16 protein-coding genes are annotated in these 24,513 nt (G+C 61.1%); 10 read left to right on the forward strand and 6 right to left on the reverse strand.

The window, feature by feature from the left end:
• Positions 1 to 2 precede the first annotated feature (2 nt).
• Entirely contained in the window at positions 3 to 638 is a 636-nt protein-coding gene (locus AC1ATL_RS09635; RefSeq protein WP_432623546.1) for a TetR/AcrR family transcriptional regulator, read from the forward strand.
• 137 nt (positions 639 to 775) lie between these two features.
• Here AC1ATL_RS09635 and AC1ATL_RS09640 read toward each other — a convergent pair whose 3' ends face one another.
• Positions 776 to 3,106 (reverse strand): glycoside hydrolase family 3 N-terminal domain-containing protein, encoded by a 2,331-nt coding sequence (locus tag AC1ATL_RS09640; protein WP_432623544.1) that lies wholly within the window; start codon positions 3,104 to 3,106, stop codon positions 776 to 778.
• Between the two features lie 391 nt (positions 3,107 to 3,497).
• Between AC1ATL_RS09640 and AC1ATL_RS09645 the strand changes: the two genes are divergently transcribed.
• Positions 3,498 to 4,019, forward strand: a complete 522-nt coding sequence (locus tag AC1ATL_RS09645; RefSeq protein WP_476570049.1) for an N-acetyltransferase family protein — start codon at positions 3,498 to 3,500, stop codon at positions 4,017 to 4,019.
• A gap of 72 nt (positions 4,020 to 4,091) precedes the next feature.
• Here AC1ATL_RS09645 and AC1ATL_RS09650 read toward each other — a convergent pair whose 3' ends face one another.
• Entirely contained in the window at positions 4,092 to 5,687 is a 1,596-nt protein-coding gene (locus AC1ATL_RS09650) for a phosphatase PAP2 family protein (protein WP_476570050.1), read from the reverse strand.
• 205 nt (positions 5,688 to 5,892) lie between these two features.
• Here AC1ATL_RS09650 and AC1ATL_RS09655 point away from each other — a divergent pair, with 205 nt between their 5' ends.
• Positions 5,893 to 7,338, forward strand: a complete 1,446-nt coding sequence (locus AC1ATL_RS09655; RefSeq protein WP_432623538.1) for an MFS transporter — start codon at positions 5,893 to 5,895, stop codon at positions 7,336 to 7,338.
• 78 nt (positions 7,339 to 7,416) lie between these two features.
• On the opposite strand, the gene AC1ATL_RS09660 is transcribed toward AC1ATL_RS09655, so the two are convergent.
• The 3 genes from AC1ATL_RS09660 to AC1ATL_RS09670 all read right to left on the reverse strand — a co-directional run bounded on the left by AC1ATL_RS09660 (position 7,417) and on the right by AC1ATL_RS09670 (position 10,276).
• A complete protein-coding gene (locus AC1ATL_RS09660) occupies positions 7,417 to 8,136 on the reverse strand; it encodes an SAM-dependent methyltransferase (RefSeq protein ID WP_432623536.1) in 720 nt (239 codons plus the stop codon).
• A 370-nt stretch (positions 8,137 to 8,506) separates the two neighbouring features.
• Complete coding sequence (locus AC1ATL_RS09665; RefSeq protein WP_432623534.1) at positions 8,507 to 9,694, reverse strand: glycerate kinase family protein; 1,188 nt, start codon at positions 9,692 to 9,694, stop codon at positions 8,507 to 8,509.
• A 3-nt stretch (positions 9,695 to 9,697) separates the two neighbouring features.
• Positions 9,698 to 10,276 carry a TetR/AcrR family transcriptional regulator gene (locus AC1ATL_RS09670; RefSeq protein ID WP_432623532.1) on the reverse strand — a complete coding sequence of 193 codons (579 nt, stop codon included), beginning with the start codon at positions 10,274 to 10,276 and terminating at the stop codon, positions 9,698 to 9,700.
• 234 nt (positions 10,277 to 10,510) lie between these two features.
• Here AC1ATL_RS09670 and AC1ATL_RS09675 point away from each other — a divergent pair, with 234 nt between their 5' ends.
• Complete coding sequence (locus AC1ATL_RS09675) at positions 10,511 to 12,757, forward strand: exo-alpha-(1->6)-L-arabinopyranosidase (RefSeq protein WP_476570051.1); 2,247 nt, start codon at positions 10,511 to 10,513, stop codon at positions 12,755 to 12,757.
• 108 nt (positions 12,758 to 12,865) lie between these two features.
• Here the strand turns inward: AC1ATL_RS09675 and AC1ATL_RS09680 are convergent, their stop codons facing one another.
• On the reverse strand, positions 12,866 to 13,897 hold the full coding sequence (locus AC1ATL_RS09680) for a LacI family DNA-binding transcriptional regulator (protein WP_476570052.1): 1,032 nt from the start codon (positions 13,895 to 13,897) through the stop codon (positions 12,866 to 12,868).
• A 212-nt stretch (positions 13,898 to 14,109) separates the two neighbouring features.
• Here AC1ATL_RS09680 and AC1ATL_RS09685 point away from each other — a divergent pair, with 212 nt between their 5' ends.
• The 6 genes from AC1ATL_RS09685 (at position 14,110) to AC1ATL_RS09710 (ending at position 24,279) form a co-directional block, all read left to right on the forward strand.
• Positions 14,110 to 15,435 (forward strand): MFS transporter, encoded by a 1,326-nt coding sequence (locus AC1ATL_RS09685; RefSeq protein WP_476570053.1) that lies wholly within the window; start codon positions 14,110 to 14,112, stop codon positions 15,433 to 15,435.
• Between the two features lie 133 nt (positions 15,436 to 15,568).
• A complete protein-coding gene (locus AC1ATL_RS09690; protein WP_476570054.1) occupies positions 15,569 to 18,256 on the forward strand; it encodes a family 78 glycoside hydrolase catalytic domain in 2,688 nt (895 codons plus the stop codon).
• Positions 18,257 to 18,311: 55 nt separating this feature from the next.
• Positions 18,312 to 19,607, forward strand: a complete 1,296-nt coding sequence (locus tag AC1ATL_RS09695; protein WP_476570055.1) for an MFS transporter — start codon at positions 18,312 to 18,314, stop codon at positions 19,605 to 19,607.
• Between the two features lie 195 nt (positions 19,608 to 19,802).
• Entirely contained in the window at positions 19,803 to 20,402 is a 600-nt protein-coding gene (locus tag AC1ATL_RS09700; protein WP_476570056.1) for a MarR family winged helix-turn-helix transcriptional regulator, read from the forward strand.
• A gap of 56 nt (positions 20,403 to 20,458) precedes the next feature.
• Positions 20,459 to 22,219, forward strand: a complete 1,761-nt coding sequence (locus AC1ATL_RS09705) for an ABC transporter ATP-binding protein (protein ID WP_476570070.1) — start codon at positions 20,459 to 20,461, stop codon at positions 22,217 to 22,219.
• Between the two features lie 14 nt (positions 22,220 to 22,233).
• Positions 22,234 to 24,279 carry an ABC transporter ATP-binding protein gene (locus tag AC1ATL_RS09710; RefSeq protein ID WP_476570057.1) on the forward strand — a complete coding sequence of 682 codons (2,046 nt, stop codon included), beginning with the start codon at positions 22,234 to 22,236 and terminating at the stop codon, positions 24,277 to 24,279.
• Positions 24,280 to 24,513: the final 234 nt, after the last annotated feature.

The raw sequence follows: 24,513 nt of genomic DNA on the forward strand, positions 1-24,513 counted from the left end.
TCATGGCAGAGGAAGAGACTTTGAAACGTACCCGCAAATCGCCACAAGAGCGTCGTGCGGAAGTGCTGGATGCGGCGGTGCAGCTCATCAGCGAACGCGGATTCAACGGCATTTCCATCCAGGACGTGGCCGATCGCGTCGGCATCTCCAAACAAGGCGTGTTGCGATACGTCGACAACAAAGACAAAATGCTGGCGCTGGTATATGACGAATACTACGGGCAGACCGGCACGCCGGAGGACTTCTTCTCTTCGGGCATGCCGGGCAGCGACCCGTCCGCGCCGCATTTTCCCGCGTATCTGCGCTACCTGGTGAAACACAACTCGCGCCGCCGCATGATGGTGCAGCTGTTCACCGTGCTGTCGGCGGAATCCCTGAACCCGGATCACCCATTGCATGACGAATTCATGGGACGCATGGAGGACATCTGGGAACACTACTCGGAATACCCGTGGGTGGTTCCGCCGCAATTGGGCGCATGGGCCGGCAGCATGCGGCCAGTGGTGCGCAAAGCCATGGAAATCATGGATGGCATTCAGCTGTGGTGGCTGCGCGAACCGGAAGTCGATTTATGCGGCGAGTGGGCAGAAATGGAGAACATGCTGTTCCCCGCACCGTTGTGGGACTCCTATCGCTGATTCCCGCCGATGATCCGTATATGATGATCCGCATATGAATTTGGGGGCAGTCTGATGGCCGCCCCCCCCCAAAAAAAAGTCGCCGGTAGTGGCCGACCATCGATGACGATTGCCGACCACTACCAAGCTGGAACCATTCACGCCACGGTGAACGTGGTCCGCTTGAGATCCTTGCGGCGGCTCGAATGTCCGATCAGCACTTCGAACTCGCCAGGCTCCACGATGCGGTTGGCGTCCGGGTCGACGATGGTGCAATCCGCGACCGGAATATCGAATCCGACGGTCTTGGTCTCGCCCGGCTCGAGCTCCACACGCTGGAACGCCTTGAGCTCACGGTCCGTCCAGCTGTACGAGGTCACGATATCACCGATGTACAGCTGCGCCACCTCGGTGCCCTTGCGCTCGCCGGTGTTCGTGAGCGCGATCTCCGCATGCACGGTGTCCGTCTTGGCGAACGTGCCGGAAGCCGGTACGTTCGTGATCGTCGGCTCGCCATATGCGAAGGTCGTGTAGGCCAGGCCCTCGCCGAACGCGAATGCCGGATCCTGCGTGAGATCGGCGTACCGGTTGCCATGCTGGCCACGGATCTGGTTGTAGTAGACGGGCAGCTGTCCGGCATGGCGCGGGAAGGTGATCGGAAGCCTGCCGCTCGGCTCGGTCTTGCCAAGGATGATCTCCGCGATGGCCTGACCGCCCTTCATGCCCGGATTCGGCGCCCACATGAACGCGCTGACGCCATCGGCCGCGGATTCGTCCACAATCACGCCATTGGTGCCGATCACGCATGCCGGCATCACCTGCGGCTTGGAGCTCATCAGCACTACGACCAGCGGCTTGCCGGTCTCGCGGGCTACGTTGGCAAGCGCCTCGAGCATGGCGTTCTGCCCTCCGAGCAGTTCCAGCGTGGCGGTGGAGCAGGTCTCGCCGACCAGCTGCACCACATCGCCCACGACGGCGACGACAAGATCGGAATGACGCGCGTTGTCCACAGCCTCATCCAGCAGCTGCTGGTCGAATTTGGCGGAGACGCCGAGCTTCGGACGCGGCTGGCCGTCCGGATAGAACTCGCCTTCCGGATCGTCCACCAGGTCGATGATGTTCGCGCCGCGCGAATACACGACCTCGCATCCTTCGGGCGCAAGCTGCTTGAATCCATCAAGGATGGTGGTGATCATGCCGCGCGGCTGGCCGTCCGGCATCCAATTGACCTGGCCGGAATTGCCGGCCCAATCGCCCAGCTGTTCTTGGGCGTCGTCGGCCAGCGGGCCCACGACGGCGATGCGCTTGCCCGGAGCGGCCGAGAACGGCAGCGCGCCATTGTTCTTGAGCAGCGCCACGGATTCGCGCGCGATCTGCAGATTGAGCTCCTGATGGGCCTTGGATCCGATAACCGTTTTGATGCGCTCCTCGTCCGGCAGACGCGGATCCTCGAACAGACCCAGGCGGAACTTGAGCGCGAGAATGCGGGACACGGCCTCATCGATTAGCGATTCATCCAGCAGACCGGTCTTCACGGCCTCGATGGCGCCCTCGTAGAACTTCGGCGTGGTCATGATCAGGTCGTTGCCGGCCTTGACAGCGTCCGCGGCGGCATGCACGTAATCGGCCTTGATCTTCTGCTCCCACACGGAACGGCCGACGTTGTCCCAGTCGGTGATCAGCGTGCCCTGGTAGTTCCACGCGCCACGCAGCTTGTCGGACAGCAACCACTTGTTGAACGTGACCGGCACGCCTTCAATGGATTCGTAGCCGAGCATGAAGGTGCCGCAGCCTTCCTTCGCCACACGTTCGAACGGCGGCAGGAACCAGGATTCCAACTTGCGGTGACTCAGGTCGGCTTCGGAGGCATCGCGTCCGCCCTGGGTTTCGGAATAGCCCGCGAAATGCTTGGCGCAGGCCAGAATCGCGTCCTTGGCAAGCGGCTCGCCGGCCTTGGCGCCGCCCTGATAGCCCTTGACGATGGCGGAGGCCATCTCTCCGATGAGATACGGATCCTCGCCGAATGTCTCGTCCACGCGTCCCCAACGGGTGTCGCGGGCGATGCACAGCACAGGGGAGAACGTCCAATGCACGCCGGTGGTGGAAACCTCCTCGGCGGTGGCACGGCCCGCAGCCTGGACCTTGGCCGGATCGAAGCTCACGGCCATGCCCAGCTGGGAGGGGAAGATGGTGGAGCCAGGCCAGAAGGAATAGCCGTGGATGCAGTCGTCGCCGATGATCAGCGGAATGCCGAGACGGGTCTTCGTGTTCACGGTCTCGACCGCGCGGGGCAGATCCGCGGGGGAGGTGTGCAGGATCGAGCCGACGTGCTTGTTGACGATCAGGTCGTCCAAGTCGCCGCTGCGCGCGTCAAGCTGCATCATCTGGCCGACCTTCTCTTCGAGGGTCATGCGTCCGAGCAGATCGGCGATGCGCTCGGACGCGGGAAGTCCGGGGTTCTTGTACGGCAGATCGGTGGTGTTGGTCATGGATTGCTCACTTTCCTCGTTGAAGCGGTGTCCTTTAATTACCACTTGGTATTTTACGATGATTCAGGTAATTTCACAAATCGCCGCAGCGCATGTCGCGCATATTGTGGGCATCGCTCGTATGGGCGGTTCTACAATGACTTCTTGGTTGCCGTATCGGCTCCGTGCATGCATACGGGCCGGGTCGCGGCAAGGTCCGGTCTTTCCGTAGGCGGTTTTCGGGTTCCGTAGGTGGTTGGGGCCGAATGCCTGCCGAAGGAATGGCTTGAATAAAGCCGTTCCTCATCCCCGATACCACCGGCGACCACCTACGGAACAGTGAAACCCCCTACGGAATCTCGCCATGACACATCGGTTACGGCTCACCGGGGTTCGAAAAGGAAGGAATAGCATGATACGACAGGCGACATCTGCGGATATCGCGGCGATTGCCGCGACCTACGAGGACCTGCTGACCTACGAGCAGAAGCATGGAGGCGATTCCCATTGGGAATTGGGCGTATACCCGACGATCGCTGTGCCGAAGCGCGCCGTGCCCGCAGGGGAGATGGTCGTGCTGGAAGAGGATGGTGAGATCCGTGCCAGCATGATATTGAACCATGCCCAGCCCGCGGAATACGCCGACGTGGCATGGCGGTATCCCGGCGAAGGCGAGGATGTGCTTGTCGTGCATACGCTGTGCGTGCCGCCGCGGTTCGCGGGCCACGGGTATGGAAGCCGGATGGTGCAATACGCGACGGAATATGCGGCCGGGCACGGCTGCGCGGTCGTCCGTCTCGACACCTATGCGCATAATGAGCCGGCGAAACGCCTGTACCAACGGTGCGGATTCCGCATCGCAGGGTGGGGGAAGGCTCTGCTTCAGGGGCTTATAGAGGAGAATCAGGTGTATCTGGAGTACAAGCTGCAATGAGCATCGGCGTCGTTGCCGTTCCAATAGGTAAGTGAAGGTCGGACCTCCCATAGGGTGACCCGACCTATTGCCTTACGCGCGTCGGCGGGTCAGCATCAATCCGATGCCGAGCATGAGGCAGGCAACCATCATGCTCGCCGGAGCCAGCATGTCCGAGCCGGTGTTCGCAATGGTTTTGGTGGTGCCGGCAGCGGCATCATTGCTTCCATTCGAGGAGTCGGAATCGGCCGAACCGTTCTCGCACACCACGGAGGCAACGGCCTGCCCCGGCTCCACCTTGACCACGGAACCGTCTGCGGACGGCGTCACTTTGGCGCTGTAGGCGGCGGCGAGATTCAGCCGCTGATAGCCGTTCGAACTTGCATCCAACGGTTCGCCGGAATCAATCTCCGTAGCGGCCAGCACGGCCCTCCGCTGTTCGGCGTTCAACGTCGGGAACGCGGTGATCAACAGATTTTCCGCGCCTTCCGGTACGACGGCGGCCTTGCCGGTGGCGGAGGTCGGCTTGAATCCGTAGCTCATGCGTGCTTGGTAGGCGGCCAATGCCGATGTGCGGTTGGTCACCGGCTGTGTGCTGAAATCGTCGGTGAAATCGTTGGTGTATCCGCCGCTCGGCTTGGAGGAATCAGCGGAATTCGCGTTCAACGCGGTCACGCAATTCTGCACGGTCGTCGGATCATCCGCCGCGCGGGTAACGATATTGGCGCCCACGCAACGCTTCGCCATATACGCTTGCATCTCTTGATATGCCGGCATCAGCTTGTCGTTGCGGAACTGTTCATCGGACCAACGCGTCGCGAGCCCGGCCTCGCCGAGAATGCGCCCGCTCACCAGATCGAGCGGGTAATGCACGCCGATGATCAGACGATTGTTGGCCGCCTCCGATGCGCGCGTCAGAATTTCCGGCGCAAGCTGCGGCAGCAGCGTGGCCAGCCCTATGCCGCCGGCATAGGCGACGATGGTATGCCCGGAGGGAAACGATCCGGTGGACACGAGCGAATCGTAGCCGGGATCATGCTGATTGCCGGAACCGTCCGTCCATTCCGGCAGGCGGATGATGTCCTCGGTCTTCGGCAGTCCCGCCTCCACGTAGCCGCCGTTCGTGCGGTCCGCGAACGGGCGCGGATGGACGTACTTCTTCTTCACGGCGGAACTCTTCACGTAATTCGAAAGCAGCGCGGTCCGGTCATGTCCGGAGGCGGCGCCGTCCTGAGGCTGCTTGACCAGCAGCGTCGTGGACAGCGGCAGGTCGCCCCGTTCGATGCCCTCGCTCAGAAACTCGCCCAAGGTGGAGCCGAGCGCATCGGGGTACGTCTCCTCGAAGAGAAGATCGCTGTCCTTCAACGCTCGCTGCTGCTGCGCGTTGAGCGGAGCGTCGTTGCCGGTCCGCCCCTCGTTGGCCTTATGGTTCACCGAAACCGCGGCGTCGCTGTTCGCCCTGAGCACGTCCGCATTGACCACGTGGCCATAGAGACCCGTGGCGGGCTTGGTGAGATCCGGCTGGTAATAGTTGCCGAAATCGCTGAGCAGCGCCGTATAGTCCGGCTGGCTCGTATCTGAGGGGTACGGTTCAGCACATTGCGCCTGCACGGTGACGCCCAGCGCCATGACGGCCGCGGCCGCCGCCGCGATGCCGCCGCGCAACACAAGCAACGGTGTCCTTCTCATCAGTCTCTCCTTATACTGATGCGCACCCTTCGTAATCGGCACGCTTTCATCTCATCATAGGCAGCAGGTGCAATCGGAGGCGTGTCCGAATGCGCGCATGCAATTTCGCGTAACTTTTCCTCCCTAGATATAGGCGAGGCAATACGATATGCGGATATCGCCGGCGGACGTCAACGCCGACGACACCAACACGACAAGGAGAACCGTGAGCATCCACGACGAACGACACAACCATCGGACAACACCGGCAGCCAGCTCCGCCGGCACCATGAGCGAAGGCAGACTCACCATCGTGGTGGTGGCGCTCGCCATCCTCACCTTCCTCGGCATTCTGTCCGAAACGTCGCTCAACATCGCGTACTCCACGCTGATGGGGGAGTTCGCCATCTCCGCCGACGTGGTGCAATGGCTCACCACCGGCTACCTGCTACTGCTGTCCATCGCCATTCCGACCTCGCCGTTCATGGTGCGCACGTTCCCCACCAAAGGCCTGTTCGTCACCGCGGTGGCGCTGTTCTCGGCCGGCACGGTGGTCGGCGCGCTCGCCGTGAACTTTCCGATGCTGCTCGCGGCGCGGCTCATCATGGCGCTGGGCACTGGAGTCTCCTTGCCGCTGCTGACCAACATCATCCTGGAGAAAGCGCCGTTCAACAGGCGCGGCATGATGCTTGGACTGGTCAGTCTGGTGACCTGCGCGGCCCCTGCCATCGGTCCGGTGTTCGGCGGGCTCGTCATGGAATTCCTCAACTGGCATTGGATCTTCTACACGATGATTCCGTTTCTTATTCTCTCCCTCGTGCTGGGATGCGCCACCGTCCCCGACATCCGCCATGGCGGGAAGGGCTACCTGTCGGTGCCGTCGCTGATATTGGTGGCGATTGGGTTGGCCGGCATCATCGTGGCTGCGAGCTTCTTCGCGCAGTGGAATGGCGATTGGCGGTTCTGGACGGTGCTTGCCGGCGCGATCGTGGTGCTGGGCGTGTTCGCGGCCGTGCAGCTCAAGATGGAGCATCCGCTGATCGAGGTGCGTACGTTCGCATTTCCCGGATTCACATTGGGTATGCTGATTCTGCTGATGTCGTCCGGCGGAGTGCTCGGCGTGAACTTCCTGCTGCCGATTCTATTGCAGCGCGGACTCGGCCACACCAGCATGATCGCAGCCCTGATCCTGCTGCCGGGTGCCGTGGTCGGCGCGATTTCCGCGCCGTTGATCGGAGGTGCGCTGAAAGCGCATTTTCCGCCGAAATTCATCGCCTGCGGTTTTGTCGGCGTGGCCATCATGGATATCGTGATGATGCTCGGCGGCGCGCATGAATGGGCCGTCGCGATCGCCTACGCGCTGTTCATGGCCGCATCCGGATTCGTGCTCGTGCCCGACCAGACGCATGCGCTGAACCAGCTGCCGGCTGCGATGAACGCCGACGGTTCCGCGGTGATGAACACCGTGCAGCAGCTCGCCGGCGCCATCGGCACCGCGGTCGCGTCCACGCTGATCGCCGAATTTTCCGCAGTGAACCGTGCCGCGGGCATGAAGTCCGCGGCCGCCTACGTCGCCGGGTTTTCCACCAGCATGTGGGTGTTCTTCGGCATGGCCGTGACGGGTGAGATCCTGGCCCTGCTCATGTTCCGCTTCTCCAAGCGCGCCGCATAGCCGGTCATGCGCGGCTCAGGCGAGCGGCCGGTTGATGATGCCGTGTACCCGCCTAAGCCGAGTCGATAGTCGTGCGTGTCAGCGCTTGCGCAGGGTGATGGCGATGGTGTTGAGATACTCGAGCGCGCCTGCCTCAACGGCCGCTCGGTCGCCGTCCGCGTATGCGTTGTTGCAAGCCAGCCAATCGTTCCACGCTTCGGCGGTGCAATGCATCTCATGCATGTCGATGATGTCGATGCCGGATGTGAGCGAAATCATCGCCCGCCACCAATCGATGTCGTGCATGTATTCGAGCTGCTCGGGCGTCCACGACTTGAGCAGACAATCGGGCAACGCGTCATGGCAATCGTGTTTCATGCCAGGAATCGATAGGTACAGCATGCCCCCGTTCTTGACGTACGGCAACAGTCTCGTGCCAAGATACTGCGGATCACGTCCGTAGTAGTTGTACGAATCGATGCTGATTACCGCGTCGAAGAAACCATGGCCGAACGGCAGGCCCCGCGAGGCATCGGCTTTGACGGGGTGGATGGTTTTGGCGGGAATGCCGAGTCCGTCGAAAAACCTCCGGTTGTCATCCGGATCGCTCCACAGATCGACGGCGTAGACGTCGAGATGGTATTCACGGGCGAGCATCGCGCTGGTGATGCCGGTTCCTGATCCAAGATCGCATACCGTCGAACCGGCGGGGATTCCGGCGTCGGCAAGGAGCTCTTCGCAGAGTTTGAGGGGATTCGGACCCATGATTTTGGATCGGATAAGGGTCTGATCGAATGTGTTCGCTTTCGAAAAACGCATGATTGTTCCTTGTTCTGTATGTCATTGAAATATCGATTACGAATAAATCAAAGGGTGAAACGGGCATGCCAAAACCGAGCCATATGCCTCCGCGAAGTGTGGATGCATAACGGTGGCAAGCCGTTCCTTACAGAACAATGACCAAAAAGCAGTCCTTATGTCGGTGCGGCAGACTGAGTGCCTGCTCTTTCGCCCAGATTACTCTCGTACGCGTACAGCGACGGGACCGGGTGATGCACGTTGAATATTGTCTGTTTGCTCGACACGAAAGACCATTGCGGCATCGGCTTTTAGTGAATGTTCATGACGCTACGCCAGTGTGATCGGCCAAAATATGATTCTGGTCAATCATGACCGAATCGATGTGGTTTCAACGCACATACTTGCACGCGACGCTCAGCAGCCCGGCGATCGCGGCGCAGGTGGCTTCCACGTTGCGTTCCGTGTCGGCGAGCAGTTGCGGCAGGGCGGCTGGGCCCGGCGCGATGCCGAACGTCGCGACGATGCCGGCTTCACGCAATGCGGCCATGGTCTGCGGATCCCGCGTCACCTTGCCTCCGATGGCGATGACCGGTTTGCCTTGCGATTTCGCCAGCCGTGCGATGCCGCTCGGCACTTTGCCATAGGGCGTCTGTCCGTCGATCGATCCTTCGCCGGTGATCACGATATCGGCCCACGCGCAGGCTTCGCGCGCATGCAGCACATCGAGTGCCAGCTCGATGCCGGGACGCATGGACGCGTTGAACAGGCCCAGCATGCCACCGCCGGTACCACCTGCCGCGCCCGCCCCAGGCCGATTCGCGATCATGCGGCCGTTCAGCGCCTCGATGGCGTCGGCAAGCTGGGCAAGACCGGTGTCAAGCGTCGTCACTTGCTGCGCATCCGCGCCTTTCTGCGGCGCGAACACGGCGGCGGCGCCGTCCGGCCCGGTCAGCGGATTGGTGACGTCGCATGCCAATATGATCGGGATGTTTCGTACGTCGTCGGAAACCTCGGCGTCGTCGATGCGGGCAAGCCGGGGGAGTGCGCCGCCGCCAAGCGGCAGCTCGCAATCGTCCGCATCAAGGAAACGATAGCCGAGCGCTCGGGCCAGGCCAGTGCCGCCGTCGGTGGTGGCGCTGCCGCCCAATCCAAGTACGATGCGTTCCGCTCCGGCGTCGATCGCGGCGCGAATCAGCTCGCCGGTGCCGAAAGTGGACGCCGCTAACGGATCGCGGTCGGCGGGAGAGATGCGCTCGATGCCACTCGCTGCAGCCAACTCGACCACCGCGGTGCGCGGATTCTCTCCATCGTGGGATGTTCCGAAACCACCCTCGCCAAGGAATCCATATCGTGTGATGATCGGCCGGCCCAGCGCGTCATGCGCGTGCTCCGATTGCAATTCGCCGCCGGTGGCCTGGACCAGCGCGTCGGTCAATCCCTCGCCGCCATCGGACAATGGCATCATGCGGCATTCGGCGTCGGGATCGCCGGCCGCCACGCCCCGGCGCATCGCCTCAGCCACGGCCTGTGCGGAAGCGGCCTCCTTGAACGAATCCGGTGCCAGCAGATAGCGCATGGCCTACCGGTAGCCCTCCCACTGGGGCAGGGGGAACAGCATCTCCTCGCAGTCGGCCCACATCTTGACGAGGTCACGGCCCGGCACGCGCAGCCAGCGCAGTTGCACGCCATCCATCATGGAGAATCCCGCGCGCAGCAACTGCTCGGCGTCGACGCCTTCGGGTAGATACCAGCGGATGTTCTTGGCCACGCCGACGACTCGTTCCTCACGCTCGGCGAAATAGTCATGTGCGGGATGGCTCGGGTCAAGCGCTTCGGCGCTGAGCGTGGAGAACATGTGCACGAGCTCCGGTCGCTTGGCGTTGATGGCGATGGTCCGACGCCACATTTCCGCGATCGTTGGCTTGCTCAGGGTCAGCATGTCGGACACGACGTTTTCGGTACCGCGGTCGAACATGCCGTCGAGCACCGCCATGAGCAGGCCCTCCTTGCTGCCGACGTAATGCAGTACGCCCGCCTTGGTGAGCTTCACCCGATCCGCGATCCTCTGCAGCGAGGTGCCGTAATAGCCGAATTTTCCAAAATATTCGATCGCCGCATTGAGGATTTCGCTTCTACGGTCGACTTCATCGTTGGCCATATCGCGCTATTCTCCCATCTTTATCGCCGGCAATACATACATGCCATGGTCATTCTTCACTCGGCAACCTACTGTATGGTCGGTTAGCCACCTTTTCAAGGTGGTTGGCGTGTCGTATGGCGGAGTTTGATAAAGTACTTACCAATCGGTTGGTAGATAGCTCGGAGCTGAGCTGTTGCCGGAACCGACCGAGACCGCAGACAAACGAACACCATACCTATGAAAGAGGCGCATATGAACGACACCGCATACCCTTCCGTCGACGATCTGACGCTTGAGGAGAAGGCCTCGTTGACGTCCGGCGGCGACGCCTGGCACCTGCAGGGCGTCGAATCCAAAGGCATCCCCGGCTACATGATCACCGACGGTCCGCACGGACTGCGCAAGTCCCTGGCGTCCAGCACCGGCGAAACCGACCTGAACGACTCCGTGCCGGCCACCTGCTTCCCGCCGGCCGCCGGACTGTCCAGCTCCTGGAATCCGGACCTCATCCATCAGGTGGGCGAAGCCATGGCCGAGGAATGCATCCAGGAGAAGGTCGCCGTCATCCTCGGACCCGGTGTCAACATCAAGCGCAATCCGCTTGGCGGCCGTTGCTTCGAATACTGGTCCGAAGACCCGTATCTGGCCGGCCATGAGGCCGTCGGCATCGTCGCCGGCGTGCAGTCCAAGGGCGTGGGCACCTCGCTCAAGCACTTCGCCGCCAACAACCAGGAGACCGACCGCCTGCGCATCAGCGCCAACATCTCCCAGCGCGCGCTGCGCGAGATCTACTTCCCGGCCTTCGAGCACATCGTCAAGACCGCCCAGCCGTGGACCATCATGTGCTCCTACAACCGCATCAACGACGTGCACTCCGCGCAGAACCGCTGGCTGCTCACCGACGTGCTGCGCGACGAATGGGGATATCAAGGCATCGTCATGAGCGACTGGGGCGCCGACCACGACCGCGTCGCCTCCCTCAACGCTGGACTCAACCTCGAAATGCCGCCGAGCTACACGGACGACCAGATCGTGTACGCCGCCCGCGACGGCCGCATCCAGCCGGAACAGCTCGACCGCATGGCTCAGGGCATGATCGACCTCGTGAACAAGACGCGCGCCGCCATGAGCGTCGAGGGCTACCGCTTCGACGTGGACGCCCACAACGAGGTGGCCCACCAGGCCGCCATCGAATCCATGGTGCTGCTCAAGAACGACGACGCCATCCTGCCGGTCGCCAAAGACGCCAGAATCGCGGTCATCGGCGAATTCGCTCGCACCCCGCGCTACCAGGGCGGCGGCTCTTCGCACATCACCCCGACCAAGATGACCAGCTTCCTCGACACCCTCGCCGCACACGGCGTTGATGCGAAGTTCGCGCCCGGATTCACCCTCGACCTCGAACCGGCGGACAAGACGCTCGAAGCCGAAGCCGTCGAAACCGCCAAGGACGCCGACGTGGTACTCATGTTCCTCGGTCTGCCGGAAGCCGCCGAATCCGAAGGCTTCGACCGCGAAACCCTCGACATCCCCGCCAAGCAGGTCGAACTGCTCGAAGCCGTCGCAGCCGAAAACAAGAACATCGTAGTCGTGCTCTCCAACGGCTCCGTCGTCTCCGTGGCCCCATGGGCGGCCAACGCCAAAGGCATCCTCGAATCCTGGCTGCTCGGCCAGGCCGGCGGACCGGCACTCGCCGACGTGATCTTCGGCAAGGTGAGTCCTTCCGGCAAGCTGGCGCAGACCGTTCCGATGGACATCAACGACGATCCGAGCATAATCAACTGGCCGGGCGAGGAGGGGCATGTCGACTACGGCGAAGGTGTGTTCGTCGGCTATCGCTACTACGACACCTACGGCAAGACCGTCGACTATCCGTTCGGATACGGCCTGAGCTATGCCACCTTCGAGGTCTCCGGCGTCAAGGCGGAGAAGACCGGCGCCAACACCGCACGCGTCACTGCGACCGTCACCAACACCTCCGATGTGGACGCCGCCGAGACCGTGCAGGTCTATGTGGCGCCGGGCAAGGCCGCGGTGGCGCGACCGAAGCATGAACTCAAGGGGTTCCGGAAGGTGTTCCTCAAGGGCGGCGAATCGGCGGAGGTCTCCTTCGATCTGGACGAGCGCGCCTTCGCCTACTGGTCCGAGAAGTTCGATGACTGGCATGTGGAGGCCGGCGAATACGGCATCGAGGTCGGCACGTCCAGCCGCGATATCGCCGGCGTCGCAACGGTCACGCTCGATGGCGACGGCAAGGCCGAACCGCTGACCGAATGGTCCACGTTCGGCGAGTGGTCCTGTGATCCGGTCGGCTCCAAGGTCGTTGACGCCGTGCGCGCGGCGGGCGAACGCGGCGAACTGCCGAAGCTGCCGGACAACGACATGATGCGCATGTTCCTCAGCTCCATGCCGATCAATTCCATGCCCATGCTCATGAGCGAGGGTGGCAAGAAGATCACTGCCTTCATGCTGGCCGAATATGACAGGCTCACCAAGTAGGCATCGGGAGCATTGATGTTTGGTCCGGGGACGAAAACCGCGCGATGAACCGGCATGCGGTTTTCATCCCCGGACTTTTCTCATATAGGTCCATAGGATGTGCGGGGGCTATTTTCTTGTGGAGCTCCTTCGCACCAAAGTGGGTTTGATCAACGTGGTGGCATGCACATGCGCGTTCTCGTCCTCGATATGGTCGAGCAGCTGCGTCATCGCTTTTCGCCCGATGTCCGCAGCCGACGGCTCCACGCAGGTCAGCGGCATCATTCCCGCTGGCTCGACTTTGGCGTTCTCGCATCCGATTACGCTGATATCGTCGGGGACGTGGATATCGCTTTCGGTGAGGAACGCGTTGATGCATCCGATGCCCAGTGTATCCGTGGCGCTGATGATGCCGTCTGGGCGTTTATCCGCCGGTCGTTCGGCTATGTGCAATCCCGCTTCGTGTCCATCCTCTATGTACAGTCCGCCGGAATCTATGATTTCGAGCGAAACGTCTCCACCGGCAAGCATCACCGCTTTCTGCGCGCCGAGCTGCCGGTCCTGTACGGATTCGTAATCGAAGGAATGCGCGAGGAACGCGAGTCTGGTGCATCCGGTTCTGATGAGTTCCGCCGCCGCAATCTGCCCGACCGCCACGTTGTCGGTCATCACGCTGCATACGGGATCGGCGTCCTGCGGATTGGTGTGGTCGATCAGGATGATCGGGATGTTCGCGGCGCGTGCGGCGGCCACGTCGTCGGGGGAGTCCTCCACGGTGCTGAGCAATATGCCGGCCACGTTCATTTGAATCAGCAAACGGACCATGTCACTCTGGCGCTGTTTGTCGGATAGCGCGTTCAATCCGATTACCTGCATGCCATGGTCTTCGCAGACCTCCTGTGCGCCCTCGAATATCGACGTGAACAGCGAATGCTCGATGTCGGTCATCACGAATCCGATGATCGGTGTGGTGTTGGAGCGCGGAATCTGCGCGTTGCTATGCCTGGGGACGTAGCCGAGTTTTGCGATGGAACTGCTGATTCTGGCCTTCAATGTGTCGGATACGCGTTCCGGGTAATTGAGGTAGTTCGATACGGTGCCGATGGATACCCCGGCATGTTTGGCGATGTCCGAAATCCCCACTTTCTTATTGGCCGGCATTGGTCCTCCTTGAAGCGCCATCGTGCTTTTCATTGAAATCTATGTTCAGTATACGTTTTTTCAACGATAAGAATTTGAAAAATTCAACACGCGGATGCTGAAATAAGTTGAAATTTTCAAAACGCGGCGTTAGTATTTCAACTGTCAATGAAGAAAACAACTGCAACAATGGGGTCGCAAGGCTCGTTGAACATTTCAAAGGAAGAATAGAAATGAGTACTGCAGCGCAGAATGAGAAGAAACTCGGCGGATACATGCCGCTTGCCGTGGCCGCAGGTATCGGTTCCATGCTTGGTTCCGGCATCATCGTCGGTCTGTCCGCAACCATCACCGTCTGGCAGAAGGGCCTTGGGCTCAATACTGCCCAGGTCGGCCTGCTGTCCGGCATCCTGACATTCGCCATTGCGTTCGGCTCGCTGTTCGGTGGCAGACTAGCGGATAAGATCGGCCGTGTGCTGGTCTTCAACTGGATCAACCTGCTGTATGCCATCGGTGCGGCGATCTGCGTATTCGCCCCGAACTTCACCGTGCTGCTCATCGGCCTGGTGATCGCCGGTGTTGCCTCCGGTGCGGATCTGCCGATCTCCATGACCATTGTTTCCCATGATGCTCCGAACGATAAGGTCGGCGCTCAGCTTGTCTCCACCACCCAGGTGTTCTGGCAGGTAGGTGTGTTCATCTCCTTCATCTGCGCGTTCCTCGTCTCCACCATGGACGGCGCGATGGGCGGCCGTGTGGTCTTCGCCATCCTCGCCGTCTTCGCCGTCGTCGCCTGGCTGTGGCGTCTGCTTTCCCCGACGTTCCGCCGATTCCATGAGGAGGCCGACGCCCGTGATGCCGCCGCCGGCCATGCCGTCTCTTCCGACAAGAAGGTCTCCGTCGTCAAGATGCTGTTCTCCGGCACCGCCAACAGCAGGATGCTGCGGGGTTTCTTCCTGGCCATCACCATCTTCTACTGCGGCTGGAACCTGCTGGCCAACACTTGGGGACAGTTCCAGACCTACATGCTGGTGCAGGCGCACGCCTCCCAGTCCCTGGCTACTGGTCTCGGCATCATCCTGAACTTCATCACCCTCGCTCTGAACATCGCCTTCGCCTCCATCGCCGGTGGCAAGTACCGTAACAAGCTGTTCTTCGTGGGCATGGGCATCTCCATCGCAGCCATGGTCTGCCTGGCTCTGGGCGGCACCAACATGTGGGTCATCTTCGGCGCCACCGCATTGATGAACCTTGGCGGTCCGTTCGCCGGCGAGGCCCTGTACAAGGTATGGACCCAGGAGTCGTTCCCGATTGAGATCCGCGCGTCCATCCAGGGCTTCATCAACGGCTTCTCCCGCCTGCTGTGTGGCCTGTTCGCACTCGTCACCCCGGCTCTTGTGATGCCGTCTACCATCAAGACCACCATGTGGTGCTTCGTAGGTGTGGTCGTGCTTGAACTCATCGCCGGCTCGGTCATGATCACCAAGCAGAAGAAGTACGGTACCGACGAGGAACGTCAGCTCAAGGCCAAGGCCAGCGAAGCCGGCGTCGAGGCCTGACGGCTACACACAATCCGTGAACAGGGCCCGGTTTTGCTCTCTTTTCCCGGGCCCTGATTCATATCATCTACATTTTTCCCGACTGCCGATTGATTCGGCGGTCCAAGCTATAGACGCGACGAAGGAGTTTTCAATGTCTGCTGCAGATTCAACACATGCGCAGGTTCAGGTCATCAAGCCTGTGGCCACGGGTGATCTGGGCATCACCCGATTCACCATCGAGCATTTCCCCGGTGATGCGCTGGGCATCCCCACCGCGACGCCGCGTATGAACTGGATCTATTCCCGTCCGGTTCCCGACGGTTCCCAGATTCATGTAAGCGTCACCCGCCGTATGCCGGGTGGCAGCTCGCGTGCGCAGGAAACCTATCTGCCTGCCGATTCCAACGTGCTGGTGCCATGGCAGTTTGAGCCGCTGGCCTCGCGTGAGGAGGTGTTCGCCACAGTGCAGATCGTGTCCGCCGCGCACCAGCCGCTGAGCGCGGTGAGCGAGGTGCTGCATTTCGAGGCTGGGTTGTTCGAGGAGTTCGACCATATAGCCGATTTCGTGGGACCGTCCTGGCCGGAAGCCGAGACCGATCACAGACGTCTGCCCTTGGTCCGCACGGAAGTCGAGCTTGATGACGAACCGGTGCGTGCCAGGCTGTACCTGAGCGCTTTGGGTTTGGTCGAAGCCGAAATCAACGGCAGGAAAGTCGGCAATGATGCGCTGATTCCAGGCTGGACCGATTACAACAACCGCGTCGAGTGCTGGACCTACGACGTCACCGACGAGTTACAGGCCGGCGCGAATGCGCTTGGTTTCTGGCTCGGTGACGGCTGGTACCGTGGCCGTCTGGGATTCGATGGAGGGTATGCGAACTTCTATGGTGACAGAATCGGCGTGTTCGCCCAATTGGAGGTCGAGTACGCCGACGGCAGCCAGACGCGTGTGTATTCCAATGCATGGGATCGCCAGTGGAAGGTCGCACCCGGTCCGATCATCTGCTCCGACATGTGTGAGGGCGAGCGATACGACGCTCGCGAAGAGATGAGCGGCTGGTCGATGCCGGGCTTCGATGATTCCGCTTGGAGACCGGTCGCAGAAATACAGTACGACCCCGCGCGCATCGAGAACCCCATGACGTCACCGGTTCGTGGCCATGAGCTGCACGCGCCCAAGTCGATTGCGAAATATGGAGTGAACGACGAGGGCAGAACCATCTGGCTGGTGGATTTCGGACAGAACTGCTCGCAGCGCATTCGACTGCATATGCGTGGTCTGAAGTCGGGGGAGCGTGTGACGCTGCATCACGCGGAGGTGCTGGAACCCGATGGCTCGCTTGCCACTCGTACGCTGCGTCGCGGTCAGCAGTGTGATGTGTATACCTCCAATGGTGCCGACGCATGGTGGGAGCCGCGCTTCGCCATGCACGGCTTCCGCTATGCGACCATCGAGGGTCTTCCGGGCGAACTCACTGCGGATGACCTTGAATGCCATGTATACCATTCGGTGATGGAACGCACAGGCGACTTCTTCTGCTCGAACGAGCTGTTGAACAAGCTGCACAGCAACGTGGTGTGGTCGATGCGCTCCAACTTCGTCTCCATTCCCACCGACTGCCCGCAGCGTGATGAACGTATGGGCTGGACCGGCGATATCTGTCTGTTTGCGCCGACGGCCGCCTACCTGTATGACGTCCAAGGGTTCCTGGGATCGTGGTTGCGCGATGTGCGCAACGAACAGGTCAAGTGGGGGACTGTGCCGTTTTACGTGCCCTTCGTTCCGCTGGGAGGTTGGGCGCATCCGAAGGCTATTTCCACGTGGGGCGATTCCGCGGTGAACGTGCCATGGGTGCTGTATATGGATTCTGGTGATCCGCAAGTGCTTGCGGATTCGTACGATCTGACCTGCGCTTGGATCGATGAGGTGGCTGGTTATCTTTCCGAGGACGGCGTGTGGGATCGCAAGCCGGATTACATACTGGGCCAGCTTGGTGACTGGCTCGACCCGACGGCCCCGCCGGACGATCCGACGCAGGCGATGACCGAAAAGGAACTTGTCGCCACCGCATTCTTCGCGCGTTCGTGTGCGCAGGCCACCCGCATCGCACAGATTCTGGGGCGTGAAGACGATGCGGTCCGTTTTGCGGCGCTTCGTGATCACGTGACCCAGGGCTATATCGCGAGATTCACCAAGCTGGACGGCACCATGACATCCGATACGCAGTGCGCCTATGCGTTGTCCATCGCGTTCGGTCTGTTGGACGGCGAACCGGTGCGCCGCATCAAGGCAGGCAACCGCCTGGCCGAATTGGTGCGCGAATCCGGTGGCAAGGTCAGCACCGGTTTTGCCGGCACGCCGTTCGTGCTGCCTGCGCTTTCCGCGACCGGACATGACCAGGAGGCGTACGACCTGCTGCTTTCCACGCAGTGCCCGAGCTGGCTTTACCAAGTCAAGATGGGTGCCACGACCACATGGGAGCGTTGGGATTCCATGCGCGAGGACGGGTCTCTCAATCCGGGCGGCATGACCTCATTCAACCACTATGCCCTCGGGTCGGTGGCGGAATGGCTGCATTCACGCGTCGGTGGACTGGAAGCCATCGAACCGGGCTGGAAACGTTTCCGTGTCTCGCCTCGGGCGTATGCCGCACTCGACCATGCCGGTACTTCGCATATCACGCCGTATGGGAAGGCGTCCGTCAGCTGGATGACGGCCGCCGGCAAGCTCGATCTTGAGGTGACGGTTCCCGTCGGTACCTCGGCCGTGGTCGATCTGCCCGATCATGAACCTGTCGAACTGGGGGCGGGAACCCATCATCTCACCATGGCGCTGTGATGCCAGGTGTGATGCTCCGGATGACACGTAAAGAATCGCAAGGAAAGGAATTGCAATGACGCAATCTACAGCTGTTCCGTCGGATCTGGCGCCCGATACGGGCAAAAGACTGTCGACAGGCGAGAAAATCCGCTTCGGCATCGGCTTTGCGCTGTTTTCGCTGCTATGGATGACGGCCGGCACATCGGGGTCGGGGGTGCTGCTGCCGCAGCGCTTCGACGAGCTTGATATCGGCACTCCGGAAGTGATTCTCGGCGCCATGAACTCGGTGGGCTGCGTGTTCGCGCTCGTCGCCAACATCGTGTTCGGCGCACTGTCCGACATCACCCGCTCGCGTTTCGGCAAGCGTACGCCGTGGATCGTGGCGGGCGGTCTGGTCACAGCGGCAGGTTATGTGCTGGCCTTCTCCAGTACTTCGCTGGTTGGCATCGTCGCAGGCTGGTCGGTCGTGCAGGTCGGCGTCAACATGATGATCGCTCCGGCTGTGGCGGTGCTGTCCGACCGTATTCCCGAGAATGTGCGCGGTACCTTCTCGTCGTTCTATGGTGGTGCAATGATCGTCGGTCAGTCCGCCGGCACCTTCCTCGGATCGAAGTTCATCGACGCCATGGGCGCGGGCTTCATCATTGGCGCCGTACTCTTCGGCATCACCGGTATTCTGGCGGTGATCATCTGGCCTGCGGAACGTTCGTCCAAAGTGGGCAGTGCCCTGGACGATACCAAGCAGAACGTCAGGCTGAGCCCGGCGGCCATCGCCAAATCGTTCATTCCGCCCACCAGGAACTGCCGTGACTTCTACCTTGCTCTGGTCGGCCGTCTGCTGCTCATCTTCGGATGGTCCATGGTCTCCGGCTACCAGCTGTACATCCTGAAGAAATTCTGTGGGCTGAGCAAGGAATCGGCGGCCTCGACGCTTGCCACCATGTCGGTGATTTCGATGATCGTGCTTATCGTCTGCTCGATTGTGTCCGGGCCGATTTCCGACAAGCTGCACAAGCGCAAGATCATCGTGGCGGTCGGTTCGGTGATTATCGCCGTGGGACTGGCGATTCCGTATTTCATGCCCACTGCCACCGGCATGTTGCTGTACGCGGGTGTCGGCGGTGTCGGCTATGGCATCTACATCGCCGTCGATCAAGCGCTGAATGTGGATGTGTTGCCGAGCGCCGACGAAGCTGGCAAGGATCTTGGCATCCTGAATCTCGCCAACACCGTTGGCCAGGTGCTTGCTCCTGTGGTAACCGGCGCCGTCGTGGTTGCCACCGGCAGTTACGCGCAGATCTTCCCAATCGCGGTCGCGTCTGTGCTGGTGGGTGCGGTCGTCATCATGCTGATCAGAAAGGTCGCCTGATGAATCGGTGATTTGCTGGTAACCGCACATCGGCGGATCGTCTGTCTAGAGATGATTCGCTAGGAATATGACCGGGGGATTGGTCCGCGAATGAAACGACGCGGTCGAATCCCCCGGTTTTCCGCGTTCTCGGGGGTGCTTTTCGCGACACGCTGATTGTTGTATATGCAACTGTTGTATATGCAACGGATTATGATGGCCGACGTGACAGACAACGCAACGAGCGAGGAATCATCGATCAGCCCGCAGCTGATCGAGATTTGGGAAAACGATCGGTGCAAGCCACCGAGCGTCGCCATCCGGGCGCTGCACAACGTCATCAACCGGTATCTGTACGTCACCCGACCCGAACAGGTGAAGGATGTCAGCGGGGGAAATATCGACATCATCGTCTTCCTTGCACACCATCAAGGCGAGGAGATCTTCCCGCAGGACATCGAACGCCGTTTCGGGGTGACGCGCTCCACATCATGCCGTGTGCTCGGCCTGATGGAGCGCAAGGGGCTGATCGCACGCGAACCGGTGCCGCGTGATGCACGATTGAAGAAAATCGTGCTGACGGACAAATCGCGTGCCATAGCCGAAGCGATGCGAGACAACGCGAAACGCATGGAGAACGAGTTGATGAAAGGGCTGGACGATGATGAAATCCGCCAGCTCATGCGTGTGCTCGACAAAATGCAGACCAATCTGGTCAGTACCGGCAAGATAGGCGACGAAAGCAGATATTCACGCCTGGATATCGACGAGATTTGCAAACAACAAGACGAAGAAGAAGGAAAGGAAGAACAGTGACGGCAACAACACAGGCCGCGACGCGGCCCGAACAGGCCAAACGGCCCAAGCAGCACATGCTGCGCACGCTCGGCAGATCCCTGCGTGAATACAAAAAAGTCAGCATCCTCACCCCGGTGGCCGTGGCCATCGAGGGCATTCTCGAAATCCTCATCCCCACGGTGATGGCATCGCTCATCGACGAAGGCATCACCGGCGGCAGCATGCCGGCCATCATCAAATACGGCCTGATTCTGCTGCTGTGCTCGCTGTGCTCGCTCGCCGCGGGCTTCCTCGCGGGAAAGTTCGCCGCGATCGCCGGCGCCGGCTTCGCCAAGAACCTGCGCCACGACGAGTTCGAGAAGGTGCAGGGCTTCAGCTTCACCAACATCGACCGCTTCTCCACCGGCTCGATCATCACCAGGCTCACCACAGACGTGACCAACCTGCAGAACGCCTACTCCATGATCATCCGCATGGGCGTGCGTGCCCCGATTATGATGATCGTGGCATGGATCTTCTCGTTCCGCATCAGCCCGTCGATCTCCTTCGTGTTCCTGGCCTGCATCCCGATCCTCGCCATCGGCCTGTGCGGTCTGGCGGTGTACGTGCACCCGGTGTTCGAGCGCGTGTTCCACACCTACGACAAGCTCAACAACGTGGTCGACGAGAACCTGCAGGGCATCCGCGTGGTCAAGTCCTACACCCGCGAATCCCATGAGGTCGACAAGTTCGGCCGCATCTCCCAGCGCATCTACAAGGACTTCAGCAAGGCCGACCGCGTGATGAGCTTCAACAACCCGCTCATGATGGTCTGCGTGTACGTCTCGATGATCCTCATCGCATGGATGGGAGCCAAGCAGATCGTGGCCTCCGGCAACAACGCCGCCCTCGGCCTGACCACCGGCGACCTGACCGCACTGGTCACCTACGCCATGCAGATTCTCATGGCCATGATGATGCTGTCCATGATCTTCGTCATGTGCATCATCTCCCAGGCGTCCGCGGAACGTATCTGCCAGGTGCTCAACGAGGAAAGCACGGTGACCAACCCGACCAACCCCGTCAAGGAAGTGGCCGACGGCTCCATCGAATTCGACAACGTCAACTTCCGCTACTCCGACAATTCCGAGAAGCCGGTGCTCGACGACATCAACCTGAAGATCCGTTCCGGCATGACCGTCGGCATCGTCGGTGGCACCGGTTCGGCGAAATCCAGCCTCGTGCAGCTCGTGCCGCGTCTGTACGACGTGACCTCCGGCTCGCTCAAGGTCGGCGGCGTCGACGTGCGCGACTACGACATGGAGGTCCTGCGCGACCAGGTCGCCATGGTGCTGCAGAAGAACGTGCTGTTCTCCGGAACCATCGCCGAGAACCTGCGCTGGGGCAACCCGAACGCCACCGACGAGGAAGTCCGCCATGCCTGCCAGCTCGCTCAGGCCGACGGCTTCATCCAGGAGTTCCCGAACAAGTACGACACGTACATCGAACAGGGCGGCACCAACGTCTCCGGCGGCCAGCGCCAGCGCCTGTGCATCGCCCGCGCGTTGCTGAAGAAGCCGAAGATCCTGATCCTCGACGACTCCACCTCGGCGGTCGACACCAAGACCGACCAGCTGATCCGCTCCGCGTTCCGCAACGAGATCCCCGACACCACGAAGATCATCATCGCCCAGCGCATCGCATCCGTGCAGGAATCCGACATGATCCTCGTCATGGAGGAGGGCCGTATCACCGCATCCGGCACCCATGAGGAACTGCTGAAGACCTGCGACGAATACCGCTCCATCTACGAGTCGCAGACCAAGAACCAGGCCCAGCCCGAGGAACTGAAGTGAAAGGAGGAACGCAAATGACCGAGAAAAACACTGAGAAAACCATGCAGACCAAGCCGGGCGGCAAGCCAGGCGCAAAACCGCCGATGCAGAAAGCCGCACCCGGCACCACCAAGCGCATCTTCGGATACATCTTCCAATACAAGTGGCACGTCGTGGCGATCGTGCTGTGCATCCTGATCGGCGCGGCCGCGCAAGCCGGCTCCGCACTGTTCCTGCAATCCCTGATCGACAGCTACATCCTGCCACTGGTCGGCGTGAAGAACCCCGACTGGAACCCGCTGCTACGCGCCCTGACGCTGATGGCCTGCCTCTACGCGGCCGGCACCTTCTGCAGCTGGCTGTGGCAGTGGCTCATCGTCACCGTCGAACAAGGCACCCTGAAGAAGATCCGCGACGACATGTTCGCCCACCAGCAGACACTGCCGATCCGCTACTTCGACACCAACGAGCACGGCGACATCATGAGCCGCTACACCAACGACACCGACACCCTGCGCCAGGCCATCAGCCAGTCCTTCCCGCAGATGTTCTCGTCCGCGATCTCCGCGCTGGCCGCGCTGGTCTCCATGCTGTGGCTGTCCGTGCCGGTCACCATCTTCGTGCTCGTGTTCGCCGTGATCCTGTTCGTGGTCGTGCGCGCCATCGTCTCCCGCTCCGGCCGCTACTTCGTCAAGCAGCAGATGTGGATCGGCGATGTGAACGCCTTCGTCGAGGAATCCGTCAACGGCCAGAAGGTCATCAAGGTCTTCAACCACGAGGACGCCACGCAGAAGACCTTCGACGAGAAGAACGAGGAACTGTTCCACGCCTCCGCCGAAGCGAACACTTGGGGTAACGTGACCATGCCGGTCGTGGGCAACATGGGCTACATCCTCTACATCCTGCTCGCCATCGTCGGCGGCGCCATGGCCCTGTCCGGCATGGGCAACTTCGGCTTGTCCGGCGCGGGCAAGCTCACCCTCGGCACCTTGGTCTCCCTGCTGACCCTGTCCCGTTCCTTCGTCAACCCGCTCGGCCAGGTCTCCATGCAGTTCAACATGGTGATGATGGCGCTCGCCGGCGCGTCCCGCATCTTCCAGCTGATGGACGAGAAGCCCGAGGACGACGGCGGCTCCGTGACGCTCGTCAACGTCGAACTCGGCGAGGACGGCCGCACCATGACCGAAGTGGACCACGAAACCGGCCACTGGGCCTGGAAGCGTGAGGAAGGCGACGACGGCACCCGTTCCCTGAAGGCCGCGCAGTCGCTGAGCCCGAAGGCCGCAGAAGTGGCAAGGAAGGCACGCGAGAACGCGATCACCTCGCCAGACGGTCGTCTGACCCTGCTGCAGGGCGACGTGCGTTTCACCGACGTGACCTTCGGCTACAACCCGGACAAGCCCGTGTTGCACGACATCACTTGGTTCGCCAAGCCAGGCCAGAAGGTCGCGCTCGTCGGCGCCACCGGTGCCGGCAAGACCACGGTGACCAACCTGATCAACCGCTTCTACGACATCCAGGAAGGCATGATCCTGTACGATGGCATCTCCGTCAAGGGCATCCGCAAGCCCGACCTGCGCAAGTCGCTCGGCATCGTGCTGCAGGACGTGAACCTGTTCACCGGCACCGTGATGGACAACATCCGCTACGGCAGGCTCGACGCTACCGACGAGGAATGCATCGCCGCCGCCAAGCTCACCAACGCGGACAGCTTCATCCGCATGCTGCCCAACGGCTACCAGACCGTGCTCGAGGGTGACGGCTCCGGTCTGTCCCAAGGCCAGCGCCAGCTGATCTCCATCGCGCGCGCCGCCGTGGCCGATCCGCCGGCCATGATCCTCGACGAGGCCACCTCGTCCATCGACACCCGCACCGAGGAAGTGGTGCAGGCCGGCATGGACAACCTCATGAAGGGACGCACCGTGTTCGTGATCGCGCACCGCCTGTCCACCGTGCGCAACTCCGACGTGATCATGGTGCTCGACCATGGCCGCATCATCGAGCGCGGTTCGCACGACGAGCTCATCGCGCAGAAGGGCGAGTACTACCAGCTGTACACGGGCGCCGTGGAACTGGAGTAATTCCTTCTGTCTCATCCTTGTTCTGTTCCTGGTGGAATGGGACGGGTTGAGCGGTAACAGTTAACGAATGAAAGGGCTGTGCGGGAGCCACATATGTGGCTCCCGCACAGCCCTTTCATTACACGATTCCAATAAATCGGCAGACAATATACCCCTTATACAGGGGTGCATTCCCTATGATTCTTCATAATTTCCCGAATCAATGTGAAATATCCATCGCAAAGTCTACCTATG

The organism is Bifidobacterium sp. LH_743, from assembly GCF_056355775.1.